General features: G+C 48.4%; 16 protein-coding genes. 15 read left to right on the top strand and 1 reads right to left on the bottom strand.

What is annotated here, in order from left to right; translation table 11 throughout:
• The first annotated feature begins 41 nt into the window (after positions 1-41).
• The 10 genes from pgeF to NOM90_RS04390 all read left to right on the top strand — a co-directional run bounded on the left by pgeF (position 42) and on the right by NOM90_RS04390 (position 10,813).
• Positions 42-917, top strand: coding sequence for a peptidoglycan editing factor PgeF (gene pgeF, locus NOM90_RS04435; protein WP_255940260.1), 876 nt, complete (start codon positions 42-44; stop codon positions 915-917).
• Positions 914-1,603, top strand: coding sequence for a YggS family pyridoxal phosphate-dependent enzyme (locus NOM90_RS04430; RefSeq protein WP_255940259.1), 690 nt, complete (start codon positions 914-916; stop codon positions 1,601-1,603). Before pgeF ends, NOM90_RS04430 begins: the two co-directional genes overlap by 4 nt.
• A gap of 2 nt (positions 1,604-1,605) precedes the next feature.
• Entirely contained in the window at positions 1,606-2,058 is a 453-nt protein-coding gene (locus NOM90_RS04425) for a cell division protein SepF (protein WP_255940257.1), read from the top strand.
• Between the two features lie 7 nt (positions 2,059-2,065).
• The gene (locus tag NOM90_RS04420; protein WP_255940256.1) at positions 2,066-2,362 is read left to right on the top strand and encodes a YggT family protein; all 297 of its coding nucleotides are present in this window, start codon (positions 2,066-2,068) and stop codon (positions 2,360-2,362) included.
• A gap of 11 nt (positions 2,363-2,373) precedes the next feature.
• A complete protein-coding gene (locus NOM90_RS04415) occupies positions 2,374-3,156 on the top strand; it encodes a YlmH family RNA-binding protein (protein ID WP_255940255.1) in 783 nt (260 codons plus the stop codon).
• Positions 3,157-3,324: 168 nt separating this feature from the next.
• On the top strand, positions 3,325-3,852 hold the full coding sequence (locus NOM90_RS04410) for a DivIVA domain-containing protein (RefSeq protein ID WP_255940254.1): 528 nt from the start codon (positions 3,325-3,327) through the stop codon (positions 3,850-3,852).
• A gap of 484 nt (positions 3,853-4,336) precedes the next feature.
• Positions 4,337-7,429 (top strand): isoleucine--tRNA ligase, encoded by a 3,093-nt coding sequence (gene ileS, locus NOM90_RS04405; protein WP_255940253.1) that lies wholly within the window; start codon positions 4,337-4,339, stop codon positions 7,427-7,429.
• Positions 7,430-7,642: 213 nt separating this feature from the next.
• Positions 7,643-8,149, top strand: coding sequence for a signal peptidase II (lspA, locus tag NOM90_RS04400; RefSeq protein ID WP_255940252.1), 507 nt, complete (start codon positions 7,643-7,645; stop codon positions 8,147-8,149).
• A gap of 2 nt (positions 8,150-8,151) precedes the next feature.
• Positions 8,152-9,084: an RluA family pseudouridine synthase gene (locus NOM90_RS04395; protein ID WP_255940251.1), complete on the top strand. Its 933-nt coding sequence runs from the start codon at positions 8,152-8,154 to the stop codon at positions 9,082-9,084.
• 475 nt (positions 9,085-9,559) lie between these two features.
• Positions 9,560-10,813 (top strand): LL-diaminopimelate aminotransferase, encoded by a 1,254-nt coding sequence (locus NOM90_RS04390; protein WP_255940250.1) that lies wholly within the window; start codon positions 9,560-9,562, stop codon positions 10,811-10,813.
• A 98-nt stretch (positions 10,814-10,911) separates the two neighbouring features.
• Here the strand turns inward: NOM90_RS04390 and NOM90_RS04385 are convergent, their stop codons facing one another.
• Entirely contained in the window at positions 10,912-12,903 is a 1,992-nt protein-coding gene (locus tag NOM90_RS04385) for a methyl-accepting chemotaxis protein (protein ID WP_255940249.1), read from the bottom strand.
• Between the two features lie 635 nt (positions 12,904-13,538).
• Here NOM90_RS04385 and pyrR point away from each other — a divergent pair.
• The 5 genes from pyrR to carB all read left to right on the top strand — a co-directional run bounded on the left by pyrR (position 13,539) and on the right by carB (position 20,955).
• Positions 13,539-14,096 (top strand): bifunctional pyr operon transcriptional regulator/uracil phosphoribosyltransferase PyrR, encoded by a 558-nt coding sequence (gene pyrR / locus NOM90_RS04380; RefSeq protein ID WP_255940248.1) that lies wholly within the window; start codon positions 13,539-13,541, stop codon positions 14,094-14,096.
• Positions 14,093-15,004 carry an aspartate carbamoyltransferase catalytic subunit gene (locus NOM90_RS04375; RefSeq protein WP_255940247.1) on the top strand — a complete coding sequence of 304 codons (912 nt, stop codon included), beginning with the start codon at positions 14,093-14,095 and terminating at the stop codon, positions 15,002-15,004. Before pyrR ends, NOM90_RS04375 begins: the two co-directional genes overlap by 4 nt.
• A gap of 39 nt (positions 15,005-15,043) precedes the next feature.
• A complete protein-coding gene (locus NOM90_RS04370) occupies positions 15,044-16,372 on the top strand; it encodes a dihydroorotase (protein ID WP_255940246.1) in 1,329 nt (442 codons plus the stop codon).
• Between the two features lie 228 nt (positions 16,373-16,600).
• Positions 16,601-17,731, top strand: coding sequence for a glutamine-hydrolyzing carbamoyl-phosphate synthase small subunit (gene carA, locus NOM90_RS04365; RefSeq protein ID WP_255940244.1), 1,131 nt, complete (start codon positions 16,601-16,603; stop codon positions 17,729-17,731).
• Positions 17,732-17,733: 2 nt separating this feature from the next.
• Positions 17,734-20,955 carry a carbamoyl-phosphate synthase large subunit gene (carB, locus tag NOM90_RS04360; protein ID WP_255940242.1) on the top strand — a complete coding sequence of 1,074 codons (3,222 nt, stop codon included), beginning with the start codon at positions 17,734-17,736 and terminating at the stop codon, positions 20,953-20,955.
• Positions 20,956-20,967: the final 12 nt, after the last annotated feature.

The following is a 20,967-nucleotide window of genomic DNA, read 5'->3' as shown; positions in this document are numbered from 1 at the left end:
CTTTTTTTCAATTAAGTACTATGCAAGGAGGATTTAAAGATATGAGTCTTTTGCAAGAACCATTTGTACGTCGGATCGCCGATAATGGAGCCGAAATATTCGAGATTGAGCCGTGGAAATCTTTTGATACATTAAGTTCTGGTTTTACCGGACGCTCCGGAGGGGTAAGCAAAGGGTATCATGCCCAGCTCAATTGCGCGCTGCATGTCGGAGACGATCCAGTTGATGTAAGCATGAATCGTTCCAAAGTTGCCGAAGCCGCTGGGTTTCGTTTCGAAGATTGGACAAGCGGCGAACAAGTCCATACTGCCAATATTGCGATTGTGACTGCGGAAGATCGCGGAAAAGGACGTTTGGATCGGGAAAGTGCTTTTCAAGATACCGACGGATTGTTGACCAATGTGCCGGGTATACTGCTCACTTCCTTTTACGCCGACTGTGTACCTTTATACTTTTTCGATCCGATTCAACAAGTTGTAGGTTTAGCGCATGCAGGGTGGAAAGGGACAGTGGCAGACATTGCAGGGCTTATGGTCAAAAAAATGACGGAGCAGTACGGCAGTCGTCCTCAAGACCTGTTAGCAGCAATTGGACCTTCAATCGGTGAAAATCGGTACGAAGTCGACGAAACGGTACTAAATCGAGTGGAAGAAGTGCTTCAAGCCTACAAATCTAACGATTTCCGTCCTTTATCGGACTTTTCCGTAGATTTAGGAGGCGGCAAAGCCCGTCTAAACTTGAAAGAATTGAATCGACACCTTATGATAAGATCAGGAATAAGTCCAGAAAGTATTGCCTGTACGCAATGGTGTACGAGCAGCCGGACCGATCTGTTCTTTTCGCATAGGCAAGAGCATGGAAAGACTGGAAGAATGGCAAGCTGGATCGGACTGAAAGAAGGAGGCACGTTCCGGTGACCTTAGAACAACGGATCGCGCAAGTCAATCAGAGCGTAGCAGAGACTTGTGCACGTGTAGGCAGATCGCCTGAAGAAGTCAATATCGTTGCGGTAACCAAATATGTATCGGTCGAAAAAACGTCAAACGTTCTGGATAGCGGCATCGTACATTTGGGAGAAAATCGTTGGCAGACTGCCAAACCGAAATGGGAAGCGCTAGGAAGTCGAGGCATTTGGCATTTTATCGGTCAACTCCAGAGCAACAAAGTGAAAGAAGTCGTCGGAAAATTCGCGTATATTCATTCGCTGGATCGATTGTCTTTGGCAAAAGAGCTGGAGCGACAAGCTTCGGCAACCGATATACACATTAAAGCTTTTGTTCAAGTCAATGTGTCGGGCGAAGAATCGAAGTCCGGTATGGAGCCGGAGAACGTGTTTGATTTTATTGGGCAAATGAAGCAGTTTCCTCATATCGAAGTGATTGGCTTGATGACGATGGCTCCGCTAGATTCCGATGCCGAATCGGCACGTCCTGTGTTTCGTCAATTAAGAGAGCTACGCGACGAGCTGAATGCCAAAGGCGCTCAAGAGCAGCCGATCCAACATTTATCGATGGGGATGTCGGGCGATTTTGAAGTCGCGATCGAAGAAGGCGCAACCTGGATTCGACTGGGTTCTATTCTAGTAGGAAAAGAGGAGGATTGAAGATGGGTGTTATGAACCGTTTTATGAATTTTCTCGGACTGCAGGAAGAAGAGGAGATCGTGGAGCGCGAAAAAGTAGCAGACGCGGACGATCAACCGTATGAAGCTGTAGCCAATCAAGACTCGCGTAAAAATGGCAAAGCCAACAATGTCGTCAGTATCCATTCGCAAAAAAGTGTCAAGGTGATTTTGGTGGAGCCACGCACTTACGATGATGCTCAGCAGATTGCGGATCATCTTCGTGCACACCGCTCTGTCGTTGTGAATTTGCAACAAGTACGCCGTGATCATGCCAAACGCATTATTGATTTTCTTGGCGGAACGGTCTATGCGATTAACGGTAATATCTCTAAAGTCGGCGGCGATATTTTCCTTTGTACACCGGATACGGTGGAAGTTGAAGGAACGATTGCGGATCTGATTCGAGAGGATCACGAATTTAATCAAATGAGGTGAAGATCGCTTGCTAGATAACTTTTTGTGGCAATTGCAAGTTCAATGGCTTCCGGCTTTATTTACGATCTATTCTTATCTTCTGATCATTTATATTTTGATGTCTTGGATACCGAACCTGCGTGAAAGCCAAGTCGGCGTATTGTTAGGCAAAGTAACCGAGCCGTATCTGTCTATTTTCCGTCGGTTTATTCCTCCGATTGGCGGCATGCTGGATATTTCTCCAATCGTTGCGTTTTTCGTTTTGCGTTTTGTGGCAGGCGGAGCATCGTATCTGGTTGAATTGTTAAGACTTGCGATTAGTTAGAGGAGCAAACCATGTCCAAACCTATACACGAGCATGTTCATCCCGATGAACGCGAGTTTGTGGATCGTGCCTCCGAATGGCTAGAAGGTGCGGCTCGTTATCACGAAATGAAGTTGACCGATTTTCTCGATCCGCGTCAGCTACAACTGTTAACGATGTTAGCCAATTCGGAGCCGGATGTTACGATTCGTCTGGACGGCGGCGGTTCAGGCGCCGAGCGGTGCCGAGCACTGATTGCGCCGGATTACCGCGACCTTGATGACGAAGATACAAAACTTGCGGTATTGTCGATCACGCCTGCGGATAGCAAATTCACTGAACTTTCGCATGGCGATTATATGGGGTCTGTACTTGGACTCGGTATGAAACGTTCCAAAATTGGCGATATCCATCCGCGCGAAGACGGCTGCCATATCGTGGTAGCTGCCGAGATCGCGGATTTTCTTCATGTGGAGCTGAGACAAGTTCATCGGGTTAGCGTTTTTACCGAAATTATACCGATTGATCAGTTGCAGTCGTCAGAATCCGAGCTTGCAGAAATGGAGCTTACCGTAGCTTCACCCAGACTTGATGGGATTGCAAGCGACGTATACCGAATCAGCCGAGCGAAAATATTGGCGCCGATCAAAGCGGGACGTTGCCGGGTGAACTGGAAAGTGGAAGAAGATCCTTCCAAAACGCTTCGAGCCGGAGATACGGTTTCTTTGCAAGGGTTCGGGCGGTTTCGCGTATTGGAAGTTGGCGATCTGACAAAAAAAGGACGTTACCGTGTCCGAGTCGGCAAATTTGTCTGATCATTTACGGCTTGAAAAGAAGGGATTTACGTTTCGACGTCGAAATTCCGATAAAACCAAAAGATTCGTTTTGCGTGGATTACGCAGCGATCTGATGCACGAACGTGATACAGCCTAAGCTTTCGCCGAGGGGTTGGCAGCGTGCTTAATACATTGGAGGTGCATAGCATGGCATTAACACCGCTGGATATACATAATAAAGAATTCAGCCGGCGTCTTCGCGGATATGATGAAGATGAAGTCAACGAGTTTTTGGATCAAGTGATCAAAGATTACGAAAGCGTGATTCGGGAAAACAAAGATCTGCTGCACCGCATGAGTTCGATGGAAGAACGTCTGAATCACTTTATGAACTTGGAAGAGACGCTGAGCAAGACGATCATTGTCGCGCAAGAAGCGGCAGACGAAGTTCGTAGCAATGCGAAAAAAGAAGCTCAACTGGTCGTAAAAGAAGCGGAGAAAAACGCGGACCGTATCATTAACGAGTCGCTCGTGAAATCGCGCAAAGTGGCTGTAGAGATGGAAGAGTTGAAAAAACAAGCTTCAATCTACCGCACTCGTTTCCGTACGCTGATCGAAGCACAGCTTGAACTGCTTGCTCAAGACGGCTGGGATGCGCTGGATCGCCAAAGCCGCGAACTGGATCGGGAAATGGAACAAGCGCAAGCAGAGCGCCGCTCTAGTGAATTATACTAAAAGCCCGGATCGGTGTATGGGTTCGGCTAACTATTGACAATAAGTCAATATAACGCTATAAATAAAAGACGCCTCAGGCGTGTAATAAGCAACATACAGGTATGTATATGAAAATTCCACGATGGGAACAGTAAGTCATCCAATTCGTTCTTCAGAGAGCCGTGCAGTTCTATGCTGAAAGCCGGCGTCCGATACGTTGACTGAATATCATCCCGGAGAAGTACGCTCGAACTCTTTTGCATATATGAACGCATAGATGCAAATAGACAGTAGGCCGTACCGGCAGCCGACCGTTATCTCGGACCCGTATTTATCGATACGGTGACTAAGGTGTCGCTTTATTGCGCGATGCCCGAAAAGCGGCTTGCTCAGGCGTTTTTCGGACAGAACGTGCAACAAGCGAAACAAGGGTGGTAACGCGAGCTAACCTCGTCCCTTTTCAGGGGCGGGGTTTTTATTTTGAACTAAAAAGGAGCCAATCACGATGCAAAGAGTCGACGTGAAAGAAAAAGCGCGTGCACGCGATCTGCGTGTACTGAACCGTTGGAATGAAGAAGATACGTTTAAAAAATCGATCGAAAACCGCGAAGGCAAACCGAATTTCGTCTTTTACGAAGGGCCGCCTACGGCAAACGGAGTTCCGCATATCGGGCACGTCCTTGGACGCGTAATCAAAGACTTCGTGGGTCGTTACCAAACGATGAAAGGATTCCATGTCGTGCGTAAAGCCGGTTGGGATACTCACGGTCTGCCGGTTGAATTGGGCGTTGAAAAACAACTGGGCATTTCCGGTAAACACGAGATCGAAGAGTACGGCGTCGAGAAGTTTATCAAGAAGTGTAAAGAAAGTGTATTCACCTACGAAAAACAATGGCGTGATCTGACCGAAGCGATCGGCTATTGGACAGATCTAGATAACCCTTATATCACATTGGACAATCAATATATCGAGACAGTCTGGAACTTGCTCGGCACGATTCACGAAAAAGGCTTGCTCTATCGCGGTCACCGCGTAAGCCCGTATTGCCCTTCTTGTCAGACTACACTGAGTTCGCACGAAGTGGCTCAAGGCTACGAAGATGTTAAAGACCTGAGCGCTACAGCGAAATTCAAGTTGGAAAACGGCGAGTTCGTATTGGCTTGGACGACTACGCCTTGGACTTTGCCTTCGAATATCGCATTGGCAGTGAATCCAACCATGACTTATGTCAAAGTGAAACAAGACGGCGAAGTGCTGATCTTGGCGAAAAACTTGGTTGAAAGTGTACTGAAAGGCGAGTACGAGACTTTGTCTGAGCTGCCAGGTTCCGAACTGGTTGGACTGAGCTACGACGCGCCGTTCCATTACTTTACACCGGAAAAAGGGCATATCGTCTTGGGCGCCGACTTCGTTACCGATTCTAGCGGTACAGGTGTCGTTCACCTTGCGCCTGCCCACGGCGAAGACGATTACCGCGTATGCCGCGAAAACGGAATCAGCTTTATCAATCTGGTTGATTCGCAAGGACGTTTTGTTGCTGAAGTGACAGACTTTGCAGGTCGTTTTGTAAAAGACGGCGAGACCGATATCGAAATCGTAAAATATTTGTCCGAAAAAGGACGTCTGTACAGCAAAGAAAAATACGAGCATAGTTATCCGTTCTGCTGGAGATGCCACACACCGCTTCTGTACTATGCAACAGACAGCTGGTTTATCCAAACGACTGCGGTCAAAGACAAACTGATCGAAAACAACAAAAACGTAAAATGGTACCCGGATCATGTACGCGACGGTCGTTTCGGTAAATTCCTTGAAGATCTGATCGATTGGAATATCAGCCGTAACCGTTATTGGGGCACGCCGCTGAACGTCTGGGTCTGCGAAGAAACAGGCAAGCAGTACGCACCGAAAAGTATTGCCGATCTGCGTGAGCGCGCTGTGGACTTCGTACCGGAAGACATTGAACTTCATAAGCCATATGTGGATGAAATCAAGCTGAAATCGCCGTTCGCTGAAGGAGCCGTGATGACGCGTACTCCGGAAGTCATCGACGTCTGGTTCGATAGCGGCTCGATGCCTTTTGCTCAACAACATTATCCGTTCGAAAACGGCGAAGCGTTCAAAGCGCAATATCCGGCGGATATGATCGTCGAAGGTATTGACCAAACGCGCGGTTGGTTCTACAGCTTGCTCGCAGTATCGACAATGATCACAGGCGAAGCGCCATACAAATCGGTTATGGCAACCGGTCATATCCTGGATGAAAACGGACAAAAAATGTCTAAATCCAAAGGTAACGTCGTTGATCCGTGGGAAGTGCTCGAAGAGTACGGGATGGACGCGTTCCGTTGGGTAATGCTTGCCGATAGCGCGCCGTGGAATACCAAACGTTTCTCGAAAACAGTCGTTGGCGAAGCGAAGTCGAAAGTCGTGGATACGATCGTCAACACGCACGCGTTCTTGACGTTGTATGCGGATATCGACGGTTTCGATCCAGCTGCGCATCCATTCCAAGTTCCAACCGGACGTCTGGATCGTTGGATCTTGTCGAGACTGCATAGCGTTGTGGCAATCGCGAATGAAGCTTTGTCCGACAATGATTTCTTGACCGCTGCAAAAGCAATCGAAGAATTTGTTGACGGTATGAGTAATTGGTATATCCGTCGTTCGCGTGACCGTTTCTGGGGCAGCGGGCTGACTGAAGACAAACTCGATGCGTATCGTACACTGACAGAAGTGCTTAGCACGTTGTCGCGTCTGATCGCGCCGTTCATGCCTGTATTGGCAGAAGATCTGTACAGCAATCTGGGCGGTACGGGTAGCGTACATCTTACCGATTATCCAGAAGCCGATGCAGCACTGATTGATGTAGAACTTGAGCGCGATATGAAGACGTCTCAGCAGATCGTTGAACTTGCGCGTAACGTACGGAACGAGAATAGTCTCAAAACCCGTCAACCATTATCCGAGCTGATCGTTTCGATTGATGGTGAATTGCATGTCGCAGACTACGCGGAAATCATCAAAGACGAAATCAATGTCAAAGAAATTCGTATCGAAACCGGAGACAGCGACTTCGTCGATTACACGCTCAAGCTGAACTTGAAAGTAGCCGGCAAAAAATACGGTAAAAACGTCGGATTTTTGCAAAATCATTTCAAAGGCATGAGTGCCGAAGAAACGCGTTCTGTGGTCGAAAAAGGTGAATTCCATATCGCGTCGCCAGAAGGTGAAGAACTGCAAGTCACAAGCGAAGAATTGCTGATCGAGAAAAAAGCAAAAGAAGGTTTCGCTTCCGCATCGGGTTACGGGCTTACCGTTGCTTTGAACACCGATGTCACGCCTGAACTGGAACAAGAAGGTTGGGTGCGTGAAATCGTGCGTGCGGTTCAAGATACACGTAAAAAGCTGGACCTTAAAGTCGAGCAGCGTGTCGACCTTACGCTCGATGTCGATGCTGAACTGCAAGCGGCTTTGAATGCTTTCGATTCCGTACTTCGCGAAAACGTGCTGGTCAACAACGTATCGTTCGGTCAAGCAGAAGGTATGGAGCAAGTCACGCTTAACGGCAAAGAAGTGGGTATCAAAATTCATTAAACAAGTTCAATTGACGTAGCAAAAAGTGCCTGTGCGAGGTAGACAGGCACTTTTTGTTTGAGTGTAGAAGCAGGTTGTAAGTTTTGATACTCCGGCGTAATAGACGCTGGATTCAGCGCTGTGATACAATAGACGGGCTGGAAAAAGAGCATTTGTCGCCGCCTGATCGGCTCAAATGTTGAACGTATCTTAAATACGAGGTGACGGATTAACGTGATTTATTATGTGATCGCGCTTGTAGCTTTTCTGATCGACCAAGGAACCAAATATCTCGTAGCCACACGGATGGAAATTCGGGATCAAATTCCGATCATCGGCGATTTCTTTGTCTTGACATCGCACCGCAACAAAGGCGCCGCTTTCGGCATTTTACAAGAACAACGTTGGTTTTTTATCGTCGTCACGTTGATCGTGGTCGCGGGCATCGTATGGTATTTGCAACGGGTCAAAAAAGCCAAAGGTTCAGCACGGATGTTACCGATCGCGCTTAGTTTGGTACTTGGCGGCGCATTAGGTAACTTTTTGGATCGGGTACGTATGGGCGAAGTGGTCGATTTCTTTTTGTTCAACTTCGGCAGTTACAGCTTCCCGATTTTCAATGTCGCAGACGCCTGCATCGTCGTAGGGGTCGCGCTCATTATTCTTGATACTTTATTGGATACGCGTCGTCCCAAAGAGTCACAACCTGTAGCGCAATCCGAACAACGCACGGAGGATTAATCATGAACGATCAGCTAGAAGAAGAAACCCAGCAATGGGAAGTCACATCGGAGTATAACAAGCAACGTATCGATAAATATGTAACTGAAATGATGAATGACGAAGTTTCCCGTTCGCAAATTCAACTTTGGATCGAACAAGGGCATGTTACCGTCAATGATCGTACCGTTAAATCCAATCACAAAGTATCTGTAGGCGAAAACGTAGAAGTCCGTATTCCCGAAGCCGAATCGGTCGATATCGTCGCCGAAGATCTTCCGCTCGAAATCGTTTATGAAGATTCCGATATGATCGTCGTCAACAAAGCACGAGGAATGGTCGTACATCCTGCGGTTGGTCATTCTTCCGGTACATTGGTCAATGCACTTATGTTCCATTGCAAAGACCTGTCCGGCATCAACGGCGAAATCCGCCCCGGTATCGTACATCGTATCGACAAAGACACCAGCGGTCTGCTGATGGCGGCTAAAAACGACAAAGCGCATACGTCGCTCGCGGAGCAGCTCAAAGAACACTCCGTGACCCGCATCTACAAAGCTTTGGTACGCGGCAATATCGCGCACGATCACGGCACCGTCGAAGCCAATCTTGCCCGCGATACCAAAGACCGCAAAATGTATACCGTCGTATCGAGCGGCGGCAAACACGCGATCACGCATTTCAATGTCGTAGAGCGGTTCGGCGATTACAGCTTGCTTGAGTTGAAACTCGAAACCGGTCGTACCCACCAGATCCGTGCCCATATGAAATTTATCGGTCACCCTCTAGTCGGCGATCCGATGTACGGCAATAGCGGCGGTATTAAAATGCAAGGTCAAGCTCTCCACGCCGCTACCCTTGGATTCACACATCCTACAAGCGGCGAACGCTTGGAGTTTTCCGCTCCGATGCCAGACGACATGGAAGATCTCTTGAACTACTTGCGCAATCGATAAAAGCAAAACTTATCGAGCTCTTCTAATCTTTTCTTTTAAGCTTGTAGATTCCCGGGTGTTGGCGATTCGCAAAGCGGAGCCCTTAGTCCTCTTTTGCATTTGCCTTCCACTCTGCCTATCCAAAAGGCAGAGCACTCTGCGCCTTTCTCTCCACCCTCCATCTCACCAACGCTGTTGGTTGGGATTCGGATGCGTGCGACGTAGCGGAGGGGTGGAAGGAGCCGGAGGAAGCGTAGCGTTCGCCTTTGTTATTCGGTTTTCTACCACCAGTAAAATGTTTGATTCCAATCAGAGAAAACCGAATAACAACAGCGATCCGCAGGCCCTTCCACCCCGAAGCGTCTCAAGAGCGGCAAGAAGCCCAAGCCCAACTGCGTCACAACACAAATCACCATCCACTTAATCCATGTTCCTCCGCCTGAATCTCAGGCATCATGGAATATAGAACATACTGTCCAAGGAGCTGACTTTAATCATGACGACTGAACATTACCAAAACACATACGTACAACAACAATTCGCAGAGCGGATCGGCGGAGCCAACTACGGCAAAGACACCAACATCTACAAATTCGAAAAAATCAAACGTGCGAAAGCGGCAGCACGCCAAGCTTTCCCTGACGTTGAATTGATCGATATGGGCGTAGGCGAGCCGGATGAGATGGCAGATGCAGGCATCGTAGCAAAACTTGCGGAAGAAGCTGCAAAACCGGAAAACCGTGGTTATGCCGATAACGGTATTCCAGAATTTAAAGCAGCGGCTGCTCAATATTTGGCAGACGTATTCAAAGTTGAAGGTATTGACCCTGCAACTGAAATCGTACACTCGATCGGATCGAAACCGGCGCTGGCGATGTTGCCATCGGTATTTATCAACCCAGGCGACGTAACGATTCTGACCGTTCCGGGTTACCCGGTAATGGGCACGCATACGAAATATGTAGGCGGAGAAGTGTACAACGTCCAATTGACAAAAGAAAATGATTTCTTGCCGGATCTGGATTCGATTCCAGCCGATATCGCGAAGCGCGCAAAATTGCTGTACCTGAACTATCCAAACAACCCGACAGGCGCTAGCGCGACTCCTGAATTTTTCGCAAAAGTCGTAGAATGGGCAAAAGCAAACGAAGTGATCGTCGTACACGATGCTCCGTATGCGGCATTGACTTACGATGGTTTGAAGCCACTGAGCTTCTTGAGCACACCAGGTGCAAAAGACGTCGGTATCGAACTTCATTCGTTGTCGAAATCGTACAACATGACAGGTTGGAGAATCGGTTTTGTAGCCGGAAATCCACTGATCGTCAAAGCATTCAGCGACGTAAAAGACAACAACGACTCCGGTCAATTTATCGCGATTCAAAAAGCAGCAGCTTACGGGCTTGCAAATCCATCGATCACTGAAAAAATCGCTGAAAAATATTCCCGTCGTCACGATATGCTCGTTGCAGCATTGAACGATCTGGGCTTCACAGCAAGCAAACCGAAAGGTTCGTTCTTCTTGTATGTTCAAGCGCCTAAAGGCATCAAAGGCGGCGAGACATTCGGAAGCGGCGAAGCATTCTCGCAATTCCTGATTCGCGAAAAGCTGATTTCGACTGTACCGTGGGATGATGCGGGTTCGTTCGTACGTTTCTCCGTTACTTTTGAAGCAAAAGGCGAAGCCGAAGAAAAACGCGTGATCGAAGAAATCAAAAGTCGTCTGAGCGACGTTGAATTCGAATTTTAATGCAAGCAAATAAAGATTGATAAAAAGGCTGTTCATCACCCTACAAGAGGGAAGATGAACAGCCTTTTTTTGATTTGAATTTTTAAATTGTACCGAGCTTAATCAATTTTGAATCGTTCCACTTCGCCTTGCAATTGCTCAGCAAGATGGGCGAGCGAAGAAGCAGATTCGCCGATCTGTTCCATCGAAGCCAGTTGTTCTTCGGCAGCGGCAGCAATTTCGTGTGTACCGGACTGATTCGCTTCAGCAGCTTTGGCAATCTCGCGTACGGATTGAGCCACTTCTTCGGCATGACCTGCAACCTCGCCGACTCTAACATTCATGCTGCCCAGATCGCTTGCTACGTCTTCGGACACCGTTTTGAGTTGACGAAGATTTTCAGCTGTGAGTTCTGCGCTTTCTAATCCGCCTGTTACCGAAGCACGAATCTTCACGAAAGTATGCAGGGAAGCTTGAATATCGGCAACAATGTCTTGAATCAACGTTTCGATCATTTTAGCAGAATCTGCGGATTGCTGAGCAAGCTTTTTCACTTCGCTTGCCACGACGGTGAATCCAAGACCAGCTTCGCCCGCTCTTGCGGCTTCGATCGACGCATTAAGTGCAAGTAAGTTCGTTTGCGAAGCAATTTCGTCAATCGTATGCAAAATCCCGGTGATCGTTTCCGATTTTTGTGCCAAGCCGGAAATGACCCGATCGCCTTCGCGTACCGAACCATCGATCTCGCGAATCCGATCCAATGTCCGGTCTACCAATACATCGCCTTCTTCCGCCATTTCTGCGGATTGTTGCGAAGATTGTGCCAACCGTTCCGAACCGTCACGGATTTCTTTTAACCAATCAAATACTTGAGCAAGTCGCTCTGAGCTAGCTTGAACATTTTCGCTTTGTCGTTCGCTGACATCCGCAAATCCTTCAATCGCTCCTGTAATCTGACGGCTAGCTTTGCCCGTGTGTTCGGCACTTGCGCTCAGTTCTTCCGACGAAGCCGCAACATCGGATACCGATCCGGTGATCGAGCGTACCAGACCGCTTAAAGAAATATTCATTTCACGGAACGAAGCCGCAAGTTTTCCGATTTCATCGCCGCTATTGTCTTCAACTTTACCTGTCAGATCGCCTGAACTAATCGCTTCCGCAGCTTGTGCGACATGACGAAGACGTCTAGCAATCGAACGTGTGAACAGCCAGATGATCAGACCCCCGATAATCAATGCCCCTACAAGAACAAGCAACATGCGATGTAATATCGGTTGTGCAGCGGCTTGGATTTCATTTTCATAATAACTGCCTGCGATAATCCAACCGCTTACTTCGTTTTTGTCGTATACCAGTACTTTAGGTTGGGATTCAAATAAATAATCGAAAGTTCCAGTCGTCGCTTGTTCGCCGGCGAGGCGGGTAGAGATACTATCGCTAGAACCCAGTTCGATGGTTGGATGAGAGATATAAGCCCCTGTATCGGTCGTAATAAACGCATATCCTTCTGAACCGATGTTAATCGACTCTGTTGTTTTGAGCAATGAATCTACAGAAAGGTCGATCCCGACTACACCGCTGCCGTCAGCTAGACGTCTGGCAATGGTAATGCCTGTTGTGCCCGTCGAAGCCGAAATATAAGGATCGGTGACAATCGCTTGATCAGGAGATTGCATCGCTTCTTTATACCAATCGCGTGTGCGCGGATCGTAGCCGTCAGGCAAATTATCATAAGTCGAAGCGATATAGACTCCATTTTCCGAACCTGCATAAGCGAGATCGACATCATTTTGCGCTAGATCATAGGTTTCAAGCGAAGCGTTCGTTACGCCCGTTTTGGAACCCGCATTCGTAAAAGATTGTCGATCCAATACGTCCGCCAAGTAATTGATCGCTTCAATTCGAGATTGCAAATCGCGTTCGACAATCGCATTCATCGTTTTGACACTGGAAGAAGCGCTTGTCATCAATTCCCGTCCGAGTTCTGTTTTGGCAGATTCATAAGAAAGGACAGCGGAGGTAAGCAAAGACACGATTAAAATTCCGGTGAAAAAGAACAGCAGTTTGTTGCCCAAAGATAATGAAAAGCGTTTTTTAGTGAAAAAATTCATTTGAAGTAGTCCCCTCTCTGAAGTAGCTATGCAAAAAATAGAAACGATTATTCTCTGTATATTTCGTTTCTGACATAGTCGGATTCTGTTGTTTGATCTCTTATGTATTTCGGTTTTTTAAGCAAAAAACTAAAGCAAGCATTACGGGATAAAAAGAAAAGAAGAAGCAAAAAGACAAAAAAGCATTGAATGAATATTATATTAAGTGTATAATTATAAATTATATAAAAGTAATCATGTATAAAATATAAATAAAAGTGTATAAAAAAAGACTCGAATAAATATTTGTCCAAACATCAAATTTTAATGACACAAGTGTGAAAAACACAAAGGTGGTTGACAGGCTATATTCCTTCTGTCATAATTCATTGCAACAGAGGCGGAACTTGCGCCCAATGAATAGCACCTTTAATTCAGTCCCGTGAGACTGGCAAGGTAACGTGAACGACGATTCACTGAAAATACGTCCGCCGAGAGCGGAACGATTTTTAGCGCTCTTCGTCGAATCAACATGTCGATTTCGACTCCTTGTCCGCCTGGGCAAGGAGTCTTTTTGCGTCTATGCGCGAAAAAAGAAACCGACGTTCACGGGGCCGAAAGGTGACACCAACCTTTTGCCTGAGGAGGCTACACACATGAACGAAACCCATGTCATTATGGATGAAGCCGCTATTCGCCGAGCTTTAACCCGGATCGCCCACGAAATTTTGGAAAAGAACAAAGGGATCGAAGGTTGCGTTCTGGTCGGCATCAAAACACGCGGTGTACCGCTGGCGCAGCGAATCGCAAAACGAATCTTCGAAATCGAAGGCACGCCGGTGGCTTGCGGAGAGATCGATATCAGCTCTTACCGGGACGATCGCAAAAACAATGAACCGACTGTGAACTGCCAAGAGTTGTTCGGCGAAACCGGAATTTCTATAGAAGATAAAAAAGTTATTTTGTTCGACGACGTGCTCTATACGGGTCGCACGATTCGCGCCGCAATGGACGCGCTTATGGATTGCGGACGCCCGCAAATGATTCAGCTCGCTGTACTCGCTGACCGTGGACACCGCGAACTGCCGATCCGAGCGGATTATGTAGGCAAAAACGTTCCGACTTCCAAAACCGAAGAAATCGAAGTTTCGTTGACTGAGATTGATGGTAGCGAAGAAGTCCGCATTAGCAGTCGCCGGGAGGTGTTGGTATGATCGCATATCGTTCTTCTATCCGCGAGCGTGAATTGCTCGGACTCAAAGAGTTGAGCGCAGCAGAAATCGACTCGATCTTGCTTCGCGCCGCTTACTGGGAAAGCCATACGGAAAAGCGCGCACCGATTCTCGAAGATCGTTTTATCGCCAACATGTTTTTCGAAAATAGTACGCGCACCCGGTTCTCTTTTGAAATGGCGCAAAAACGTCTAGGTACGCAAGTGCTGAACTTCGCGGCTGCCGCTTCCAGTATGGAAAAAGGCGAGTCGATCTACGATACGGTACGCACATTGGAAAGCATGGGCATCGACGCGGGCGTGATCCGGTTAAAACCAATCGGCGTACTGGATGAACTGGCGAAGCAAGTGCGAGTTCCGCTCATCAACGCAGGAGACGGCAACAACGAGCACCCAACGCAAGCGCTGCTGGATATCTACACCATGCGCAAAGAGTTCGGCGAAATTCGCGGGCTGACGGTATCGATCATCGGAGATGTGAAGCATAGCCGGGTTGCAAGGTCCAACCTTTGGGCGCTGCGTACACTGGGAGCGAACGTACAGTTTTGCTCACCAGACAGTATGAAAGCACCGGAACTTGAAGCTTATGCACCGTACGTCTCGATGGAAGAAGCATTGAATGCAGATGTCGTCATGATGCTACGCGCTCAACTGGAACGCCACGGCGAAGGGCTGCTGAAATCGAAAAGCGAATACCGCGCTCAATACGGACTGACTGTAGATCGTGCCAAAACGATGAAGTCGCACGCGATCATCATGCACCCAGCGCCGGTCAATCGGGATGTAGAAATCGACGGAGATTTGGTCGAAGCACCGAATTCCAAAATTTTCTCGCAAATGAGCAACGGCGTACCGATTCGCATGGCAGTCATTGAACGGGCTTTGAGATAGTCAAGATCTAAACGAATTGAACCGGAGGGAATGTAAATCATGACCAATTATGCAAACGTAGAGGTATGGATTCAAAATGCTAGCGTAACAGGCGAAGCCGAAAGCCGCGACATTTTGATCGGAGGAGGCAAGGTGCTGGCGATTCTGTCGAAAGAACAGCGTCCGCAAGCCAGTGAAGTGAGCGGAGAAGCACTAACCGTGTACGACGCACAAGGAAAACTGGTAACACCGGGCCTGATCGACATGCACGTTCATTTGCGTGAACCGGGATTTGAACATAAAGAAACAATCGAGACTGGAGCACGTTCGGCGGCGCAAGGCGGATTCACGACAATCGCTTGTATGCCAAACACCAATCCGGTTACGGACAATCCAGATACCGTGAAGCTTGTACTGGATAAAGCGAAAGAAGCAAATCTGGTCAACGTACTGCCTTACGCCGCGATTACCAAAAACGAGCAAGGTGCTGAATTGACAGACTTTGAAGCGCTCAAAGCGGCAGGCGCAATCGGCTTCACTGACGATGGAGTCGGCGTACAAAGCGCTCAAATGATGAAAGACGCGATGACTAGAGCTGCTGCAATTGGGATGCCGGTTATCGCTCATTGCGAAGACGAATCGCTAGTCAAAGGTCTGTATGTATCGGAAGGCAATTTTGCCAAGAAACACGGCATCAAAGGGATTCCAAACGAGTCCGAAGCGATTCATGTCGGACGCGACGTACTGCTTGCCGAAGCGACAGGCGCTCATTACCATGTGTGCCACGTCAGTACCGAGCAATCGGTTCGACTGATTCGCTTGGCAAAATCGATCGGCGTGAAAGTAACCGCTGAGATTTGCCCGCATCACTTGGTCTTGTCCGACGAAGACATTCCGGGCATGGACACGAACTGGAAAATGAATCCTCCGCTGCGTACACCTCGCGATGTCGCAGCTTGCATCGAAGCGCTGGAAGACGGAACGATCGACATTATCGTAACCGACCATGCTCCGCATAGCGCCGAAGAAAAAGCAAAAGGGATGGAAACCGCACCTTTCGGAATCGTCGGATTTGAAACGGCATTCCCACTGCTCTATACCGAGTTTGTCAAAACCGGGCGTTGGACGCTTGAATTCCTAGTCAAACGTATGACGCAAGACCCGGCTAGAGTGTTCGGTCTACAAGCCGGAACCTTAGAAGTTGGCGCAGTCGCCGATCTAGCTGTGATCGATCTGGAACTACAAAAAACAGTCGATCCGAATCAATTTGCAACAAAAGGCCGCAATACACCGTTCACAGGAAGAACTCTTTCCGCTTGGCCAGTCATGACCTTAGTCGCCGGTCGCCCAGTCTATGGCGCCGAACTGGTGCAACCGGTACAAGCTTAACCACCGGCTTGAAGCGCGGTCGATGAACAAGTTCGATCATCTTCGACCGTGCCAACTCAAGTTTGGTCATCTGCTCAAGGAATCTGCTAAACCTGATCCTTTAGCTACATCAACCGACCACCCGAAGAATTTTTTCTTCTATATAAATAAGCTGACTAAATCTCTAAAAGTTTTTCATCAGTACCTTTCATCCGCTCCCACCCAACTATATCTGAGGAGGATTCACCCATGCAGGCAAAACTTCTGCTCGAAGACGGCACACTTTTCACAGGTCGCTCGTTCGGCGCTCAAGGTAACACGACTGGCGAGGTTGTGTTCAATACAGGCATCACCGGTTATCAAGAAGTGCTTTCCGATCCATCGTATTGCAATCAGATCGTGACCATGACATTTCCGCTGATCGGAAACTATGGCATTACACGCGACGACTTCGAATCGGTTCGCCCCTTCGTGAACGGCTTCGTCGTACGCCGATATGAGCCGGTTCCAAGCAACTGGCGCGCTGAATACACATTAGACGAGTTGCTTAAAGAACATGGCATCGTCGGAATCAGCGATATCGACACTCGGATGCTGACCCGCAAATTGCGTAACCACGGCACGATGCGCGGTATTTTGACAGCTGGTAATCATTCGGTAGAAGAATTGAAAGAAATGCTGCAAAGTTCGGAGATCGTCACCAATCAAGTTCAAAAAACTTCGACTCCGCATACGTATAACAGCCCTGGGCATGGTGAACGAATCGTACTGATCGACTACGGCGCAAAAAGCGGAATCGTACGCGAACTTAGCGCACGCGGATGCGATATCGTCGTAGTTCCACAAGATATTACAGCGGAACAAGTTCGTCGCTTGAACCCGGACGGGATTCAACTTTCCAATGGCCCTGGAGATCCAAAAGACGTACCACAAGCGGTTGAGACGATCAAAGAACTGCTTGGCGAATATCCAATCTTCGGAATCTGCCTCGGACATCAACTGCTGGCTTTGGCAGGCGGTGCGGATACCGAGAAGCTGAAATTCGGACATCGCGGTGGCAATCACCCGGTCAAAGAACTGGAAAGCGGACGTTGTTACATCACTTCGCAAAACCACGGCTACACAGTCAAAGAAGATTCGCTGGCAAACACTGAATTCGAAGTTACGCATATTAATAACAATGACAAAACGATTGAAGGATTGCGCCACAAGCGCTTCCCCGCGTTTTCTGTACAATACCATCCAGAAGCAGCACCGGGTCCTTTTGATAGCAGCTATCTGTTTGACCGCTTTATCGATATGATTCACGAACATCAAAAGAGCAGTCCGAAGCAACCGCGTCAAGCCGTGATGATGGCAGCCATGAGAGGAGCACGTTAATTATGCCTAAAAATGATAAACTCAAAAAAATTCTGGTGATTGGCTCCGGGCCGATCGTGATCGGTCAAGCCGCTGAATTCGACTATGCAGGTACACAAGCTTGCCAGGCGTTAAAAGAAGAAGGCGTCGAGGTTATTCTGATCAACAGCAACCCGGCTACGATCATGACCGATACGAATATGGCGGATAAAGTCTATATCGAACCGATCACATTGGATTTCGTGACTCAGATCATTCGTCATGAACGCCCAGACGGCTTGCTGCCAACACTCGGCGGTCAGACAGGTCTGAACATGGCAGTCGAATTAGCACGCGCTGGCGTACTCGAAAGCGAGAACGTGAAATTGCTCGGCACTCAGCTTCATTCGATCGAAAAAGCGGAAGACCGCGATTTGTTCCGCGAACTGATGCGCGAATTGGAACAACCGGTACCGGATAGCGTGATCGTGACTACGCTTCAAGAATCGCTTGATTTTGCAAATGAGATTGGGTACCCGATCATCGTTCGTCCGGCTTACACATTGGGCGGAACCGGCGGCGGTATTTGCGCGAACGAAGAAGAATTGCGCGAGATCGTCGCTTCGGGTCTGCGTTACAGCCCGATCGGACAATGTCTGGTAGAGCGCAGTATCGCAGGAATGAAAGAAGTCGAATACGAAGTGATGCGCGATGCGAACGATAACTGTATCGTCGTATGTAATATGGAAAACTTCGATCCGGTCGGTGTACATACCGGCGACAGCATCGTCGTAGCACCAAGTCAGACGCTGTCTGACCGCGAATATCAAATGCTGCGCTCTGCGTCGCTAAAAATTATCCGCGCGCTCAATATCGAAGGTGGCTGCAACGTTCAATTCGCACTCGATCCGCACAGTTTCCAATACTATGTCATCGAAGTAAACCCACGTGTCAGCCGTTCTTCGGCACTGGCTTCCAAAGCAACAGGGTATCCGATTGCAAAAATGGCAGCGAAAATCGCGATGGGCTACACACTTGACGAACTGGTTAACCCGGTAACCGGTCAAACTTACGCTTGCTTCGAGCCAACTTTGGACTATATCGTTTCGAAAATCCCGCGTTGGCCGTTCGATAAATTTACTCGCGCCAACCGTAAACTGGGTACGCAAATGAAAGCAACCGGCGAAGTGATGGCAATCGGCCGTACCTTCGAAGAATCGATTCATAAAGCGGTTCGTTCGCTGGAGATCGGAACCCATCGCATCTTGCTCAAAGGCGCAAACGAATTGTCGCAAGAAGAATTGGATTCGCGCCTGATGAAACCGGACGATGAGCGGATGTTCTTGGTTGCCGAAGCTTTCCGCCGCGGTTATAACCTGGAAATGATTCAAGATCTGACGAAAATCGACTGGTGGTTCCTTGATAAAATCGAACGCATCATTGCTTACGAAGCTGTCCTTGCAGAAACAGACGAACTGACAGACGAATTACTGTACGACGCAAAAAGAATGGGCTTCACCGACCGCGCGATTGCAGAGCTGCGTGCTCAAAACCGCGAAGGCGGCAAGTTCACCAAAGAAGCAGAAATCCGTGCATACCGCAAAGAAATCGGACTGGTTCCGGTATACAAAATGGTCGATACTTGCGCAGCGGAGTTCGAATCCGAGACGCCTTACTACTACTCGACGTACGAGCAAGAAAACGAAGTCATTCAAACCGATAAAAAGAAAATTATCGTGCTGGGTTCGGGTCCGATCCGAATCGGTCAAGGGATCGAATTCGACTACTCGACGGTACACGCGGTATGGGCAATTCGCAAAGCCGGCTACGAAGCGGTTATTATCAATAACAACCCGGAGACGGTATCGACAGACTTTAACACTTCGGATCGTCTGTACTTCGAGCCGCTGTTCTTCGAAGATGTAATGAACGTGATTGAGCAAGAACAACCGATCGGCGTTATCGTACAATTCGGCGGTCAGACTGCTATCAACTTAGCGAAGCCTCTGCAAGACGCAGGCGTGAACATTCTTGGTACTTCGCTGGATAGCATCGACGAAGCCGAGGATCGCAAACGTTTTGAAGCGCTGCTCTCAAGATTGAATATTGCACAACCTGCAGGTAAAACGGTCACTTCGATCGATCAAGCCGTAGAAACGGCTCAAGGTCTGGGCTATCCGGTGCTGGTGCGCCCTTCGTATGTCTTGGGTGGACGCGCGATGGAAATCGTATACTCGGATGAAGAGTTGCTGAGCTACATGGTAGAAGCGGTTAAAGTCAACCCAGAGCATCCGGTACTGATCGACCGTTATATGCTGGGCAAAGAAGTTGAAGTCGATGCGATTTGCGACGGCGAAACGGTACTGGTTCCGGGCATCATGGAACATATCGAACGTGCAGGGGTTCACTCCGGCGACTCTATCGCTGTGTATCCGCCGCAACACTTGTCGCAAGCTCTGAAAGACAAAGTGGTCGATACTACGATTCGTATCGCAAAAGAACTGAAAACAATCGGCTTGGTGAATATCCAATTCGTCATCTTCCAAGATGAAGTTTACGTGATCGAAGTTAACCCACGTTCGTCGCGTACCGTACCTTTCTTGAGCAAAGTGACCGATATTCCGATGGCGAATCTTGCGACTCAAGCGATTCTGGGTGTGAAACTTGCGGATCTGAATTATACAGAAGGTCTTTGGAAAGAAAGCGAACAAGTCGCGGTCAAAGTTCCGGTGTTCTCGTTCGCGAAGCTGCGCCGCGTAGAACCTACGCTTGGACCGGAAATGAAATCGACAGGCGAAGTCATGGGACGCGATAAGCATTATGCGAAAGCCCTGTACAAAGGTCTGGTTGGTGCCGGAATGAAGATTCCTTCTACCGGTTCGATCATTGTGACGGTAGCCGACAAAGACAAAGAAGAAGCAGTTAAGCTAATGCAAGGCTTCTACACGCTTGGCTACTCGCTGATGGCAACAGGCGGTACGGCTAAAGCTCTCGAAGAAGCAGGTATTCCGGTAACGCGAGTGAACAAGCTAAGCGAAGGCGAACCGAATATTTTGGACAAAATCCGTAACGGCGAAGCCAACTTCGTATTCAGCACGCTTACGAAAGGCAAAACGCCAGCACGCGACGGATTCCGTATCCGCCGTGAAGCGGTCGAAAACGGCGTAGTCTGCATGACGTCGCTTGACACGGTTGCTGCACTGCTGGATATGCTAGAAACGGTGAGCTTCACATCCCGCGCGATGCCGGTAGGCGTTCAGTCTTAAACCCTTTAATTG

The sequence above is a fragment of the Saccharibacillus sp. JS10 genome (genome assembly GCF_024436065.1).
In the GTDB taxonomy this organism is placed as follows: Bacteria; Bacillota; Bacilli; order Paenibacillales; family Paenibacillaceae; genus Saccharibacillus.
This window is presented reverse-complemented; position numbering and strand designations above follow the sequence as displayed.